The sequence below is a fragment of the Leptothrix mechoopdaensis (SeqCode) genome, from assembly GCF_053893855.1.
In genome coordinates this window covers 2,491,380-2,505,268 of record NZ_CM132699.1, presented here as the reverse complement: position 1 = coordinate 2,505,268, position 13,889 = coordinate 2,491,380, and the positions used below count along the sequence as shown (strand labels likewise).

At 73.3% G+C, this 13,889-nt stretch carries 11 protein-coding genes; 9 read left to right on the top strand and 2 right to left on the bottom strand.

What is annotated here, in order from left to right; translation table 11 throughout:
- Positions 1 to 329 precede the first annotated feature (329 nt).
- On the bottom strand, positions 330 to 878 hold the full coding sequence (locus tag ACWA7K_RS10935) for a tetratricopeptide repeat protein (protein ID WP_456168440.1): 549 nt from the start codon (positions 876 to 878) through the stop codon (positions 330 to 332).
- Here ACWA7K_RS10935 and ACWA7K_RS10930 point away from each other — a divergent pair.
- The 8 genes from ACWA7K_RS10930 to ACWA7K_RS10895 all read left to right on the top strand — a co-directional run bounded on the left by ACWA7K_RS10930 (position 877) and on the right by ACWA7K_RS10895 (position 11,042).
- Complete coding sequence (locus tag ACWA7K_RS10930) at positions 877 to 2,424, top strand: sensor histidine kinase (RefSeq protein WP_456168438.1); 1,548 nt, start codon at positions 877 to 879, stop codon at positions 2,422 to 2,424. The genes ACWA7K_RS10935 and ACWA7K_RS10930 overlap by 2 nt on opposite strands.
- A gap of 16 nt (positions 2,425 to 2,440) precedes the next feature.
- Positions 2,441 to 3,928, top strand: coding sequence for a sigma-54-dependent transcriptional regulator (locus ACWA7K_RS10925; protein ID WP_456168436.1), 1,488 nt, complete (start codon positions 2,441 to 2,443; stop codon positions 3,926 to 3,928).
- A gap of 40 nt (positions 3,929 to 3,968) precedes the next feature.
- Positions 3,969 to 4,337 (top strand): c-type cytochrome, encoded by a 369-nt coding sequence (locus ACWA7K_RS10920; protein WP_456168434.1) that lies wholly within the window; start codon positions 3,969 to 3,971, stop codon positions 4,335 to 4,337.
- Positions 4,334 to 5,410 (top strand): ligand-binding sensor domain-containing protein, encoded by a 1,077-nt coding sequence (locus ACWA7K_RS10915; RefSeq protein ID WP_456168432.1) that lies wholly within the window; start codon positions 4,334 to 4,336, stop codon positions 5,408 to 5,410. The genes ACWA7K_RS10920 and ACWA7K_RS10915 overlap by 4 nt, the downstream gene beginning before the upstream one ends.
- Positions 5,407 to 6,588 carry a ligand-binding sensor domain-containing protein gene (locus tag ACWA7K_RS10910; RefSeq protein WP_456168430.1) on the top strand — a complete coding sequence of 394 codons (1,182 nt, stop codon included), beginning with the start codon at positions 5,407 to 5,409 and terminating at the stop codon, positions 6,586 to 6,588. The genes ACWA7K_RS10915 and ACWA7K_RS10910 overlap by 4 nt, the downstream gene beginning before the upstream one ends.
- A 22-nt stretch (positions 6,589 to 6,610) precedes the next feature.
- The gene (locus tag ACWA7K_RS10905; RefSeq protein WP_456168428.1) at positions 6,611 to 9,232 is read left to right on the top strand and encodes a response regulator; all 2,622 of its coding nucleotides are present in this window, start codon (positions 6,611 to 6,613) and stop codon (positions 9,230 to 9,232) included.
- Positions 9,232 to 10,311: an FAD:protein FMN transferase gene (locus tag ACWA7K_RS10900; protein ID WP_456168426.1), complete on the top strand. Its 1,080-nt coding sequence runs from the start codon at positions 9,232 to 9,234 to the stop codon at positions 10,309 to 10,311. Before ACWA7K_RS10905 ends, ACWA7K_RS10900 begins: the two co-directional genes overlap by 1 nt.
- A 302-nt stretch (positions 10,312 to 10,613) precedes the next feature.
- A complete protein-coding gene (locus tag ACWA7K_RS10895; protein ID WP_456168424.1) occupies positions 10,614 to 11,042 on the top strand; it encodes a hypothetical protein in 429 nt (142 codons plus the stop codon).
- A gap of 21 nt (positions 11,043 to 11,063) precedes the next feature.
- On the opposite strand, the gene ACWA7K_RS10890 is transcribed toward ACWA7K_RS10895, so the two are convergent.
- Positions 11,064 to 11,255 carry a heavy-metal-associated domain-containing protein gene (locus tag ACWA7K_RS10890; protein ID WP_456168422.1) on the bottom strand — a complete coding sequence of 64 codons (192 nt, stop codon included), beginning with the start codon at positions 11,253 to 11,255 and terminating at the stop codon, positions 11,064 to 11,066.
- Positions 11,256 to 11,450: 195 nt separating this feature from the next.
- Between ACWA7K_RS10890 and ACWA7K_RS10885 the strand changes: the two genes are divergently transcribed.
- Entirely contained in the window at positions 11,451 to 13,889 is a 2,439-nt protein-coding gene (locus ACWA7K_RS10885; RefSeq protein WP_456168420.1) for a heavy metal translocating P-type ATPase, read from the top strand.

Genomic DNA, 13,889 nt, shown 5'->3' with positions numbered 1-13,889 from the left:
GGAATTGGGGTGGTGACGTGACGGGAGGGCGGCGCAGTTGCGGAGGGCGCTGACCCCCTCCCGCCGTTGGCGTACTCCCCCTTGGCAGGGGGAGAGTCGACCGAGAACTGCCGTGTCGATGAGCGCCTCGCCTTCAACTCTCCCCCTGCCAAGGGGGAGTACCCCGGGCACCGGGGGGAGGGGGTCAGCGGCCTGGCGAGACACGCCCCTGCAGCCGCCAACACACCACGACCCGCCGCCCTCCGGCGGCGCCATCCCTTGCCCACAGTCGGGAACCGCCTCTTCCCGAATCCGGGAAGCCTTTCCCGACTCTGGGCGTGGCGGCGCGCTCAGCGGCCCTTGAGGTAGAGGCCCGCGTCGGCGTGGCCCTGTTCGGCGGCCTTGCGGATCCAGCGTTCGGCTTCCTTCGGGTCCTGGATCACGCCGGTGCCGGTCAGGAACAGGATGCCGAGGCTGTACTGCGCGTTGGCGTGGCCCTGGCGGGCGGCCTCGAAGTACCACTGGGCGGCGAGGCGGGCCGGGTCGCGGTCGTTGCCGGGGTCGGCGAGGCCGTAGGCATACATGTTGCCGAGGTGGTACTGGGCCTCGGCCAGGCCTTGCCGTGCGGCGCGTTCGAACCAGGTCAAGGCGATGTCGTTGCTCTCGGCGACGCCGTGGCCGTGGTAGTACAACTCGCCGACACGCAGCTGCGCGACGGCCTGGCCGTTGCGGGCGAGCGGTTCGAGCAGCTTGATGGCGGCGGCGTAGTCCTTGCGACGGATGGCGGCCTGGCCGTCGTCCAGCGCGTCGGCGAAGGCGGGCAGGGCGGCCGACAGTAGACCGGACAGGATCACGACCACGCGCGCAGCGCGCTCCACGGACCGAACGACAGACGTCATGACAGGGCTCTCCGAAACGACAAGCGCCGTTGCAAGCGGTGTACCCGATGCGGTAGCGGCCGTTGCGGTCGACCCCGCCGGCTGGCCGCGCTGGCGGTCGTTGCGGGCGCAGGCCGGCTGGGCGTTGCTGGCGCTGTTGCTGATGCTGGGCGGATCGGCGCTGTTCGTGTCGGTCGAGCGTGCGCAGCTGGACACGCAGCTGCAGGGCCTTCAGTCGGTCAGCCGGCATGAACGGCTGCTGGCGCTGGCGCTGGCGGCCGTCGAGACGGCGCGGCTCGATGCCAGCGAGGACCTCTCGCGTGTCCATCCGCTGAGCCCCGCCGAGGCCGCCGCGCTGCAGGGCCGGGCCCGGCCGGCGCCGCCGGATCTGGAGGTCTATGTCGAGAACTGCGAGCGCCTGTTCGAGGACCTGAAGCCCTGGGACGCCGGCTATCCGCTGCTCTACCGCGAGTTCGAGCAGCGCTGGCAGACGCTGAAGACGGCCCCGAGCGACGGCGCGTGGCAGGCCCTGCGGACCACGCTGGCCGACCTGAAGAACGACCTGAGCGCGCGCCACGACCGGCTGGTCGAGCAGCGCGAGGCGCAGACCCAGGTCTACCAGCGCCAGTTCGATGCGGTGACCGCCGAGACCGCGCTGCTGGCCGTCGCCGGGCTGCTGCTGATGGGCGTGCCGGTGCTGCTCTACGCCGGCCGGCTGGCGCGCGACATCGGCCGGCTGGAGGCCCATGCCCGCGGCCTGGTGCGGGGCTGGCGTGGCGAGCCGCTGGTGGTGACGCGGCGCGACGAGGTCGGCGCGCTGATGGTGTCGGTCAACCAGCTGGCGGCCGATCTGGCCGAACGCGAGCGCCACCTCGAACTGGAGCGCGAGCGGCGCGCCCACGACGACAAGATGCACGCGCTGGCCGCGCTGGCGTCGGGCGTGGCACACGAGATCAACAACCCGCTGGCGGTGATCGGCGGGCTGGCCGAACAGCTGGCGGACGAGCCGGGCGCCGATCCCGCTGACGTGGCGACCGCCGCGCGCGAGATCGTCGCGCAGACCCGCCGCGCCGCGCTGGCCGCGCACCGCCTGACCGAGGCGGCCACGCCGCTGCCAGGCGACCAGCGCTGGCTGGACCTGGCCGCGCTGCTGCGCCAGGCGGTCGAGCTGACGGGCCACGACCGGCGCCTGCGCCACCTGCGCTTCGAGGTCGTCGCCGATGCGGACCTGCCGGCCCTGAACCTGAGTGCGGCCCGGCTGCAGCAGGTGCTGATGCAGCTGCTGGACGCCGCCGGACTGGCCATCGCGGCCCGGGCCGGATCGGATGCCGCGAGCGGCCAGGCGAGCGTGCCGATCCGCGTCAGCCGCCTGCCCGGCGAGCCGCCGCAGGTCGGCCTGAGCCTGCCGCTGCCCGGTGTCGGCCTGCCGCCGGCGCTGCAGACCTGTGCCGCGTTGGCGGCGGCCTTGGGTGGAACTCTTGCGTTTGCTCAAGATGACGCTTCGGTTCCGTGCATTACGCTGCGGCTTCCCGTCGAGGGCGTCGAGCCTGAAGGCGCCACAGCGTGATCCCAGGAGTGTTCCCATGCCCGAGCTGCAGGTGCTCGTGGTCGACGACGAGCCCGCCGTCCGCCAGGTGATGGCCGCGGCCATCGGCAAGGCCGGTTATGCCGTCGACAGTGCCGCCAGTGCCCAGGAGGCGCTGAACCGGCTCGACCAGACCCCCTACGACGTCGTGCTCAGCGACGTCTTCATGCCGGTGATGGACGGCATCGAGCTGCTGCGCCGCGCCCGGGAACGGGGCCATGCGGCGACCTTCATCATGGTGACGGCCTTCAGCTCGGTCGACTCGGCGATCGACGCGATCAAGGCCGGCGCGTGGGACTACATCACCAAGCCGGTCCGGCGCGAGGAAATCGTCCACCGGCTCGAACAGATCGAGGCCATGCGCGGCCTGCGCGAGGAGAACCGGGCGCTGCGCTCGATGGTGCTGGTGGGCGGCGCGGCCGGTCAGCCCTACACCTTCCAGGCCCCGGCGATGCTGGCCACCGAGCGGCTGATCAGCCGCGTCGCGCCGACCGACTCGACCGTGCTGATCACCGGCGAGAGCGGCACCGGCAAGGGCGTCACCGCGCGCCGGCTGCACGAGCTGTCGGCCCGGCGCGAAGGGCCGTTCGTGCCGGTCAACTGCGCGGCCATCCCCGACAACCTGCTCGAGAGCGAGCTGTTCGGTCACACCAAGGGCGCCTTCACCAGCGCCGACAAGGCCCGCCGCGGCCTGTTCGTGCAGGCCGACCACGGCACGCTGTTCCTCGACGAGATCGGCGAGCTGCCGCTGGGCCTGCAGACCAAGCTGCTGCACGTGCTGGAGGCCAAGGAGGTGCGCCCGCTCGGCTCCGAGCAGAGCCGCAAGGTCGACGTGCGCATCGTCGCGGCGACCAACCGCGACCTGCCGGCGATGGTCGAGGCCGGCACCTTCCGCGAGGACCTGTTCTTCCGCCTGTCGGTGTTCCAGATCCCGATGCCGCCGCTGCGCGAACGCCGCGCCGACCTGCCCGCGCTGCTGCGCCACCTGCTGGCGCAGCGCACCCAGCCGTCGGGCGCGACCCAGGTGCTGGGCATCGACCCGGAGGCCGAGGACCTGCTGCTGGCCTACGCCTGGCCGGGCAACCTGCGCCAGCTGGAGAACGTGCTGCACCGGGCGGCGATCCTGGCCGACGGCGACTGCATCACCGTGGCCGACCTGGCGCCCGAGGTGGTGCGCGGCGCGACCCTGTCGGGCCCGACCGCCGCCGCGCCGCCCGCGCCCGGCACGCCGCCCCGCGGTGCCGAACCGGCGGCGGCAGAGCCCGCGCCGCCGCCCGAGGCGACGCTGCGCGAGCGGGTCCGGCGTTTCGAGATCGGCCTGATCCGCCGCGCCATCGACGAGGCCGGCGGCGACCGCCGCGTCGCGGCGCAGCGACTGGGCATCGGCCTGTCGAGCCTCTACCGCAAGCTGGAGGAGGACGACCGCGAGGCCCGCGAACCCCGGGACCCTCGGGACGCTCGGGACGCTCGGGACGCTCGGGACTGACCCCGACGCCGCTGGCACGGGATTCGCAGATCGGCGCCGGATGCCCCGAACCTTGTCGACCTTCCTGACCTTCCTGATCTCCGCGCGACGCGGCTGGCGGCCGGCCGGCTGCGTGGCCTGGCTGCTGCCTTTGCTGCTGGGCGCCGGGCTGGCGCAGGCCGCCGACCCGTCCAACGGCGGCGCGCTCTACCAGCGCCTGTGCGCGCAATGCCACGGTGTGCGCGGCCAGCCGGTCATGCCGGTGTCGCCGGACTTCAGCAGCCCGACGGCCTTGCTCAAGCCCGACCTGGCGCTGCTGGCGGTGATCCGCGACGGCCAGGGCGCCATGCCGGCCTACCAGGGCCAGCTCAAGGACCGCGAGATGCTCGACCTGGTCGCCCATCTGCGCACGCTGAAGGTGAGGCGATGACGGCGCCGCTGCTGTCACGCCGTGCCGTGCTGGCGGGCCTGCCGGCGCTGCCGCTGCTGGGCTGGGCGGCCACCCCGGTCACGTCGGTCAAGCTGCGCGTGCAGGACGTCTTCGAGGTCGGCCCGGCGGTCTACGTGCGTTCGCTGGCGGTCGAGGCCGCGCGCGGCGCCGTCTGGGTCGGCACCTCGGCGGGCGTCCACGAGGTCGACCTGCGCGACGGCCGGCGCCGTCAGACCTTCACCCGCGCCGAGGGGCTGGCCAACGAGTACGTCTTCGCGATCGGCATCACGCGCGATGGCAACAAGTGGTTCGGCACCAACGCGGGTGGCGTCTCGCGCTGGCGCGACGGCCGCTGGAAGACCTTCTTCCCGATGCACGGGCTGGCCGACTACTGGGTCTACTGCTTCGCGCAGCAGCGCAACGGCGACCTGTGGATCGGCACGTGGGCCGGCGCCAACCGGGTCGACGCCGGCACGGGTGCCTTCACGACCTACCTGAAGGAACTCGTCAACGAGTGGGTCTACGGCCTGGCGGTCGACGCGCAGGACCGTGTCTGGTTCGGCACCGAAGGCGGCGTGTCGATGTTCGACGGCCGGCAATGGCGCTCGTGGACCCATGCCGACGGCCTGGGCGGGCCCAACGACGAGGGCCTGCCGTTCTCGGACAACACCGGCCTGGGCACGCGCCGCCGCCACGACCTGACGGTCAGCGCCGGCACGCAGGCGACCTACAACCCGAACTACGTCTTCGCGATGCTGGCGGCGGCCGATGGCTCGATCTGGGCCGGCACCTGGGGCGGCGGCGCGTCGCGCTGGGACGGCACGGCCTGGCGCTCGATCGGCCGGCGCGACGGCCTGGCCGGCAACATCGTCTACGCGCTGGCGCAGACCGCCGACGGCGCGCTGTGGTTCGGCACCGACCAGGGGCTGAGCCGCTGGATGCCCGGTGGCGAGTGGCAGACCTTCGGCACCGCCGACGGCCTGCCCGACCGCCATGTCTACGCGATCGCGGTGGCGCCGGACCAGCGCGTCTGGGCCGGCACGCGCGGCGGTGTCGTGAGGGTCGGACCATGACGGCAACGGGATGCCATCGGCGTGCGGCGCTCGGGCTGCTCGGCGGGCTCGGGCTGGCGGCGATGTGGCCGGCGGCGCAGGCTCAGGCCCAGGGTGCGCCGGCCAGGCTCGCGGTGCGCCACTTCAACCACTTCCGCGTCGGCAACAAGAACGTCAAGCGGCTGTTCCTCGACGGCGAGGTGCTGTGGGCCGGCACCTCCGGCGGCGCCGTGCGGCATGACCCGCGCGACGGCTCGGTGCGGCTGTACGACACCAAGGCCGGGCTGCTGTCGAACGGCATCTTCCACGTCGGCCGGATCGACCTGGGCAGCGACGGCCGCCGGCTCGCGCTGGGCACCTATGGTGGCGGGCTGGCCTTGCTGATGGATGAGCGCGAACGGCCGCCGCGCTGGCGCACCTACAACGTGCCCGAGGGCCTGGGCGACGCCTTCGTCTACGACTTCCTGCAGACCCGCGACGGCGACCTGTGGATCGCCACCTGGTCGGGCATCAACCGCATCCGTGCCAGCCGGCTGGACGACCGCCGCGCCTGGAGCCTGCACACCGTCGACAGCACCGCCGGCGGCCTGCCCAACGACTGGGTCTACGGCCTGGCCGAAGGGCCGGACGGCACGCTCTGGCTGGCCACCGAAGGCGGCCTGTGCGCGCACCGCGACGGCCAGTGGCAGCACTGGCGCCATGCCGACGGCCTGGGCGCGCCCTATGAGCAGGTGAAGGGCTCGCTGGCGTCGAGCATCGACCCGGCCAGCATCTCGCAGCACCACGCCCGCCAGAAGGCCGAGATGGGCCTGAGCGACGTCCAGGACGCCTACAACCCGAACTACATCGTCTCGCTGGCGGTCGACCGCGCGGGCGTGGCCTGGGCCGGCACCTGGGGCGCCGGGCTGTCGCGTTTCGACGGCCAGTCGTGGCGCCACTACACCGTGGCCGACGGCCTGCCCGGCAACCACGTCTTCATGCTGCAGATCGATCCGGCCGGCGTGCTGTGGGTCGGCACCGACCAGGGCCTGGCCCGCATGACACCGACGGGCCCCGCCGGCGCGGCCCGCTTCGACGTGCTGACGACCCACGACGGGCTCTACGGCAACGCCGTGTTCTCGATGACCACCGGCCCGGACGGCAGCCGCTGGGTCGGCAGCTACGGCGGCGTCGCGCGGCTGCAGCTGCAGGCCGGCTGAGCACACAGCGCCAGGAACCGCCATGCCCCCGCCGCCGCTCCAGCCCCCGCCGCGCGCGCCAAGGCCGCCGCACGGCCTGTCGGCGCACCGGCTTGATCCGGCCGAGCTGGGCCTGCTGCTGGGCCGCCTGCTGGCCATCGCCGATGACGCGCTGGTCGTCTGCGACGACCGCCAGCGCGTGGTCGTCTTCAACGAGGGCGCCGAACGCATCTTCGGCCACCCGGCCGAGGCGGTGCTCGGCCAGAGCCTGGACCTGCTGCTGCCCGATGCCGCCCGGCCGGTCCATGCGCAGCACCTGGCGGCCTATGCCCGTTCGGGCGTGCCGGCGCGGCGCATGGCCGAGCGGCGCGAGATCCAGGGCCGTCACGCCGATGGCCGGCTGTTCGATGCCGAGGCCTCGATCGCGCACGTCGAGCTCGACGCGCGGCACTACTTCGCCGCCATCCTGCGCGACGTCAGCCAGGTCCGCGCCTCGGCCCGCCTGCTGGCCCAGGCCAAGGCCGATGCCGAGGCCGCCGCGCGCGCCAAGAGCCTGTTCCTGGCCAACATGAGCCACGAGATCCGCACGCCGCTGAACGCCGTCATCGGCATGACGACGCTGCTGATGGACACGCCGATGTCGCAGGAACAGCGCGAATGCGCCGCGACGATCCGTGCCAGCGGCGAGGCGCTGCTGGCGATCGTCAACGACGTGCTGGACTACTCCAAGGCCGAGGCCGGCAAGCTCGACCTGGCGCAGCAGGTGTTCGGGCTGCGCGCCTGCATCGAGGGCGCCCTCGACGTGGTCGCGCAGCGGGCCCGCGAGAAGGGCCTGAGCCTGGGCTACCTGGTCGAGGACGACACGCCCGAGTGGCTGGTCGGCGACCTCGGGCGGATCCGCCAGATCCTCGTCAACCTGCTGTCCAACGCGGTCAAGTTCACGCACGAGGGCGAGGTCCACGTGGCGGTCGGCAGCACCTTGCTGGCCGGCCCGGACGGCAGCCAGTCCGGCGGTGAGCGTCTGCTGAACCTGACCGTTCACGACACCGGCATCGGCATCGCCGAGGCGCATCTGCCGCAGCTGTTCCAGTCGTTCTCGCAGGTCGACGCGTCGACCACCCGCAAGTACGGCGGCACGGGGCTCGGGCTGGCGATCTGCAAGCGGCTGGCCGAGCTGATGGGCGGGCGCATCGGCGTCATCAGCGAACCGGGGCGCGGCAGCGACTTCCACGTCACGCTGCGGCTGCGCCAGGCGTCGGTGCAGGAAGCCGGCCTGCCCGAGCCGGACTGCCTGCGCCGCGCCGTGCCCGGGCTGGCCGGCAAGCGCGTGCTGATCGTCGACGGCAACCTGACGCAGCGCCGCATCCTGACCCGCTGGGCGCTGCACTGGGGGCTGGTGCCGGCGACCTTCCCGTCGGCGCTGGAGGCGCTCGACCGGCTGCGTCACGGCGAGCGCTACGACCTGGCCATCCTCGACCTGGGCCGCGAGGGCCGCGACAGCCGCGACGTCGTCGGCGTGGCCGAGGTGCTGCGGCGTGAGGTCGGTGGATCGGCCGCCGACCTGCCGATCGTGCTGCTGTCGGGTCAGCCGCTGGGCCACGGGCCGGGCGGCACACCGGTCAGCGGCGGCAGCCTGGCGCGGCTGGGCGTCGCGGCGATGCTGACCAAGCCGCTGAAGATGGCGCCGCTGTTCGAGACCCTGCAGGCCGCCCTGCGCGAGCCTTCCGGCCGGCGCCGGCCGGATGCGCCGTCGCGGCCGGCCCCGCTGGGCTGGCGCGGCCCGTGGGTCGATTCGGCCCCGGCCGACCCGGCGCACACGCTGGCCGACCTGCCCGACCCGACCCGGTCCGGCCGGGCTGCCGTGCCGGCGCAGCCGCAGCACCGCGTGCTGATCGCCGAGGACCAGCACGTCAACCAGCGTGTCGCCCAGCAGCTGGTGCGGCGGCTGGGCTATGCCGCCGACCTCGTCAGCAACGGCCTGGAGGCGATCGACGCGGTCGAGCGGCAGGACTACGCGGTCGTGCTGATGGACATCCAGATGCCCGAGATGGACGGCCTGCAGGCGGCCCGCTGGATCACCCAGCGACGCGGCTCGCGGCACCGGCCGCGGCTGGTCGCGATGACCGCCAACGCGATGCCCGGCGACCGCGAGGCCTGTCTTGCGGCGGGCATGGACGCCTATGTCGCCAAGCCGATCGAGCTGGGCGCACTGGCCGCCGCGCTGCGCAGCGCCGGCCTGGCGCCGGTGCCGCCCGAGACACCCGCGCCGGTCGAGCGTCGCCGCGCCGAACCGCGCGATGTCGACATCCCCGTGCTGGACCGCGCCCGGCTGGCCGAGCTGCGCAGCCTGGACGACGACGAGGTCGCCGCCCCGCTGCTGACCGAGCTGGTGGCGCGTTTCATGGACGAGACGCCGGCCCATGTCGAGGCCCTGCGCCTGGCCCTGGACCTGGGCGACGCCGCCGCGCTGGCCGCACGTGCGCACCGGCTGCTGTCGGTCACCGACAACCTTGGCGCCCGCCGCATGGCGGTGTTGTGCGCCGAGATCGAACAGCACGCCCGCCACGATCGCCTGACCCCGGCGGCGGTGCTGTTCGAGCGCCTGGAGCTGGAACACCTGGCCGTGCGCGCCGCCTTGCAGGCCGGTTGGCAGCGGGCCGTCTGATGGGCGCCGGCACGACCCGGCGCCGGCTGCTGGGTGCCCTGGTGCTGGCGCCGGTCGGCCGGCCGTGGGCGGCTTCGGCGGCTTCGGCGGCATCGGCCGGGCCGCTCCGGCGCGAACGCCGCGCGATGTTCGGCAGCTGGGCTGAACTGGTCGTCGCCGGTCCGGACGAACGCGCCGTGCCGGCCCTGGCCGCCGCCTGGGCCCGGCTGGCGCAGATCGACCGCGACTGGAACGCCTGGAAGCCCGGCACGCTGCAGCGCGTCAACGCCGCGATCCGGGCAGGGCGGCGGGTGGCGGTCGACGACGAACTGGCCGGTCTGCTGCGGCAGGCGCGCGAGATCGAACAGGCCAGCGCGGGCGCCTGCAATGTCGCGATTGGCACGGCCATCGCGGCCTGGGGCTTCCACGCCGACCGCCTGCGCGACGGCGCACCGGCCGCACCGGCGTCGCTGCTGGCGCCGCTGCGCGAGCGCGTGCCGTCGCTGGCGTCGCTGCGGTTGCAGGGCGGGCAGCTGGCGAGCGCCGATCGACGCGTCCAGATCGACCTCGGCGCGATCGGCAAGGGTCACGCCGCCGACCGGGCGCTGGACACGCTGCGCGCGGCGGGCATCGATGCCGCGCTGGTCAACCTCGGCGGCAACCTCGCCGCGATGGGCCAGCCCGGCGGTCGACCCTGGCGCATCGGCATCCGTCACCCCGACCCGGACGGGGGCCTGGTGACGACGCTGGACGTGGCGACCGAAGGCGCAGGGCGCGAGGCCGTCATCACCTCCGCCCAATCCGAACGCCGCCGCCGCCTGCCCGACGGCCGCGAGATCGGCCATGTGCTGGATGCACGCACGCTCCAGCCGGTCGACAGCGCCGTCGGCGTGACGGTGCTGGGCCCGGACGCCACCTGGTCCGACGCCCTGGCCACGGCCCTGCTTGCCGCCGATCCCGCCGAACCCTGGGATGAACTGACCACCCGCCTCGGCGCCCCCCTGGCGCTGCGCATGCAGCCGGACGGTCGCCTGGAGGCAACCGCCGCCCTGGCCGCCCGGAATGGCGCCGCCGGAGGGCGGCGGGACATGGGGCGTTGAAGGGCGATCGGCACGCGGTCTGATGGGCGTTGGACGGTGTTCCGGACCGGTAGGTCGGACACCTCCGGTGTCCGACGGGCTCTCGGCCAAGGCGCGTTTGGCAAGAGCCCGTCGGACACATGTGTGTCCGACCTACCGGGATGCGTGTGGATCGTGAGGGGCGGTGCTGACCGAGGGCGATGGGACGTCCTGGCGCCTGATTCGCCGGGCAATCGTCACGGCTGGGCGGATGTTGTCGGCGTGCGGGCTCAGGCCGGCCGGGGCGGTGGCCGAAAGAGCGGCATCTGCCCTGGAGTGCCGCCATGCCGAATCTGTCTACCGCGAAGAAGCCTGTCCTTGCCGCCGCTCGAGCCTTGGCCCGGCCGCGTTCGATGCCGGTGTGGATGGCCGTCGGCCTGTTCGGTGTCGTGGCCCATCTGATCGGCGCCCCGGCACCGGCCTTCGCGCAGGGCGCGCCGGAGGTCAGTGCGCCGACGCTGTGGCGTTGCAGCCTGACGGCATCGGCGACGCGGCTGCTGTGTGTGGCCGAACGGTCGCCCGACGCGCCCGCCGCCACCGAGACGTCCGCCGTGCGCAATGCCAGCGGCGTGCCGGCGCGTTATCCGCTCGACCCGTCGCGGCCCTACACGATCGAGCTGCTGGGGCCGGCCACCGACATGCCGTTGGTGACGCAGCTGGCGCAGTTCACGCTGTGCCTGAAGACGCCGCGCTGCACGGCGGTCGTCGTCTGACGGGCCGGCAACACGCCGACATCAGGCCGGCTCGTATCCCGCCTCCTTCAAGGCCTCGACCAGCCGGGCGGCGTCGGCCGTCGTCTCGACCTGGACCTGGTGCGTCGGCAGGTCGATCCGGACCTGGGCCTGGGCGTCGACCGACTGGATCGCGCCGGTGACGGCCTTCACGCAATGGCCGCAGGTCATCGTGGGGAGCTGGAACTCGATCATGGGGATCCTCTGGCAAGGGGGTTCTGGAAGACGCTCAGCTTGAAGCTTGCCATGAGGGCAAGGTCAAGCGGCGGGGCGGCCGACCCCGCCGCTTGTGCTGGATCACGGCGGCGGCGCTTGACCCTGACATGATGGCAAGGTTGAGACTGCACGGCATCGGGCCGATCCGGTCCGCGTTGCCGGAAGTCCGCCGCCATGAACACCACCGCCGTTCGCCCCCATCCCGTTTCATCGCCCGCAGCCCATTGGTCGATCGCGATCGAGGGCATGACCTGCGCCTCGTGTGTCGCCCGGGTCGAGAAGGCCTTGAAGAAGGTCGACGGCGTGGCCGAGGCCAGCGTCAACCTGGCCACCGAGACCGCCAGCATCGACGCCGCGCCCGGCGTGACGCTGGAGGCGCTGACCGCCGCCGTCACCCGCGCCGGCTACGACGTGCCGGTGCGCGAATGGCGGCTGCAGATCCAGGGCATGACCTGCGCGAGCTGCGTCGGCCGGGTCGAGAAGGCGCTGGTGCGCATCCCCGGCGTGCGCTCGGCCGAGGTCAACCTGGCCACCGAGGTGGCGACCGTCTCGGTGCTGCCGGCGATGGTCGATGCGGCCCGGCTGCTGGCCGCCGTGCGCAAGGCCGGCTATGACGGGCATGTGAAGGATGACGGGGCCGTGTCGGGATCCGCATCCGGCGCATCAGACACATCCGCCGGACCGCCGCTGTGGCCGGTGCTGACGGCCGCCGCGCTGTCCTTGCCGCTGGCCTTGCCGATGCTGGCGATGCTGTGGGGCGCGCACTGGATGCTGCCCGGCTGGCTGCAGCTGGCGCTGGCGACCCCCGTGCAGTTCTGGCTCGGCGCGCGCTTCTACCGCGCCGGCTGGTCGGCCTTGCGGGCGGGCAGCGGCAACATGGATTTGCTCGTGGCGATCGGCACCTCCGCCGGTTACGGCCTCAGCCTGTGGGTGCTGCTGGGCCAGCCCGATGCGGCGATGCCCGAGCTGTACTTCGAGGGCTCGGCCGTCGTCATCACGCTGGTGCTGCTGGGCAAGTGGCTGGAAGCGCGCGCACGGCGCCAGACCGGCGAGGCGATCCGGGCGTTGAACCGGCTGCGGCCGGAGACGGCCCGCGTCCGGATGCCCGATGGCAGCGAGCGGGATCGACCCATCGCCGAGGTTCAGCCCGGAGACGTGGTGGTCGTGCGACCGGGCGAGCGCATCGCCGTGGACGGCAGCGTCGTCGAGGGCATCAGCCATGTCGACGAGTCCATGCTGACCGGCGAGAGCCTGCCGGTGGCGCGGCAGGCCGGTGACGCCGTGATCGGCGGCTCGGTCAATGCCGAAGGGCTGCTGCTGGTGCGCACGACGAAGGTCGGCTCGGAGTCGACGCTGGCGCGCATCGTCCGGCTGGTCGAGAGCGCGCAGGCCCGCAAGGCGCCGATCCAGAAGCTGGTCGACCGCATCAGCGCGGTGTTCGTGCCGGTGGTCATGGGCCTGTCGCTGCTGACGCTGCTGGGCTGGGGCCTGGGCACGGGGCAGTGGCAGACGGCCATCCTGCATGCGGTGGCGGTGCTGGTGATCGCCTGCCCGTGTGCGCTCGGGCTGGCCACGCCGGCCGCGATCATGGCCGGCACGGGCGTCGCGGCGCGGCAGGGTGTGCTGATCAAGGACGCCGAGGTGCTCGAACTCGCGCACCGCATCGACGTGGTCGCGTTCGACAAGACCGGCACGCTGACGGTCGGCCGGCCGACGCTGCAGGCGTGCGTGGCGGTCGATGGCGATTCGCAGGCCCTGCTTCGCGATGCCGCCGCCCTGCAGGCCGGCAGCGAACACCCGCTGGCTCGCGCGGTGAGCCAGTCGGCCGCGCAGGCGGGCTTGCCGGTCGCGACGGCACCGGCGGATCTGCGGGCCGTTGCCGGGCGCGGTGTCGCCGGCACGGTCGATGGTCGCCTGCTGCAACTGGGCAGCACGCGCTGGGCCGAGGAACTGGGCGCGGACCTGTCGGCCCTGAAGGCGCAGGCCGATGCCGAACAGGCGCAGGGCCGCACGGTGTCGTGGCTGCTGGACGGCAGCACGCTGCGTGGCCTGCTGAGCTTCGGCGACAGCCTCAAGCCGGGTGCCGCCGGTGCCGTGCGCGAGCTGCAGGCGCTGGGCGTGCGCACGGTGCTGCTCAGTGGCGACAACCGCGGCGCGGCCCACGCGGTGGGCGCGCTGTTGGGCATCACCGACGTGCGTGCCGAGGTGCTGCCCGAGGACAAGGCCCGCATCGTCGGCGAGCTGCGCGCCGCCGGCGCGACCGTGGCGATGGTCGGCGACGGCATCAACGATGCCCCGGCGCTGGCCGCCGCGCAGGTCGGCATCGCGATGGGCACCGGCACCGACGTGGCGATGCACGCGGCCGGCATCACGCTGATGCATGGCGATCCGGCGCTGGTGCCGGCCGCCATCGACATCGCCCGGCGCACGCAGGCCAAGATCCGCCAGAACCTGTTCTGGGCCTTCGCCTACAACGTGATCGGCATCCCGCTGGCCGCCGCCGGGCTGCTCAGCCCCGTGCTGGCCGGTGCGGCGATGGCCTTCAGCAGCCTGAGCGTCGTCAGCAATGCGCTGCTGTTGCGGCGCTGGCGGCGTCACGCAAGGGGAGACTGA

Bases quoted from the DNA above. Each gene is read 5' to 3' on its own strand.
- ACWA7K_RS10900 (WP_456168426.1), top strand. From the start codon at position 9,232: ATGGGCGCCGGCACGACCCGGCGCCGGCTGCTGGGTGCCCTGGTGCTG.
- ACWA7K_RS10930 (WP_456168438.1), top strand. From the start codon at position 877: ATGACAGGGCTCTCCGAAACGACAAGCGCCGTTGCAAGCGGTGTACCC.
- ACWA7K_RS10935 (WP_456168440.1), bottom strand. From the start codon at position 878: ATGACGTCTGTCGTTCGGTCCGTGGAGCGCGCTGCGCGCGTGGTCGTG.
- ACWA7K_RS10915 (WP_456168432.1), top strand. From the start codon at position 4,334: ATGACGGCGCCGCTGCTGTCACGCCGTGCCGTGCTGGCGGGCCTGCCG.
- ACWA7K_RS10925 (WP_456168436.1), top strand. From the start codon at position 2,441: ATGCCCGAGCTGCAGGTGCTCGTGGTCGACGACGAGCCCGCCGTCCGC.
- ACWA7K_RS10890 (WP_456168422.1), bottom strand. From the start codon at position 11,255: ATGATCGAGTTCCAGCTCCCCACGATGACCTGCGGCCATTGCGTGAAG.
- ACWA7K_RS10920 (WP_456168434.1), top strand. From the start codon at position 3,969: ATGCCCCGAACCTTGTCGACCTTCCTGACCTTCCTGATCTCCGCGCGA.
- ACWA7K_RS10905 (WP_456168428.1), top strand. From the start codon at position 6,611: ATGCCCCCGCCGCCGCTCCAGCCCCCGCCGCGCGCGCCAAGGCCGCCG.
- ACWA7K_RS10895 (WP_456168424.1), top strand. From the start codon at position 10,614: ATGCCGAATCTGTCTACCGCGAAGAAGCCTGTCCTTGCCGCCGCTCGA.
- ACWA7K_RS10910 (WP_456168430.1), top strand. From the start codon at position 5,407: ATGACGGCAACGGGATGCCATCGGCGTGCGGCGCTCGGGCTGCTCGGC.
- ACWA7K_RS10885 (WP_456168420.1), top strand. From the start codon at position 11,451: ATGAACACCACCGCCGTTCGCCCCCATCCCGTTTCATCGCCCGCAGCC.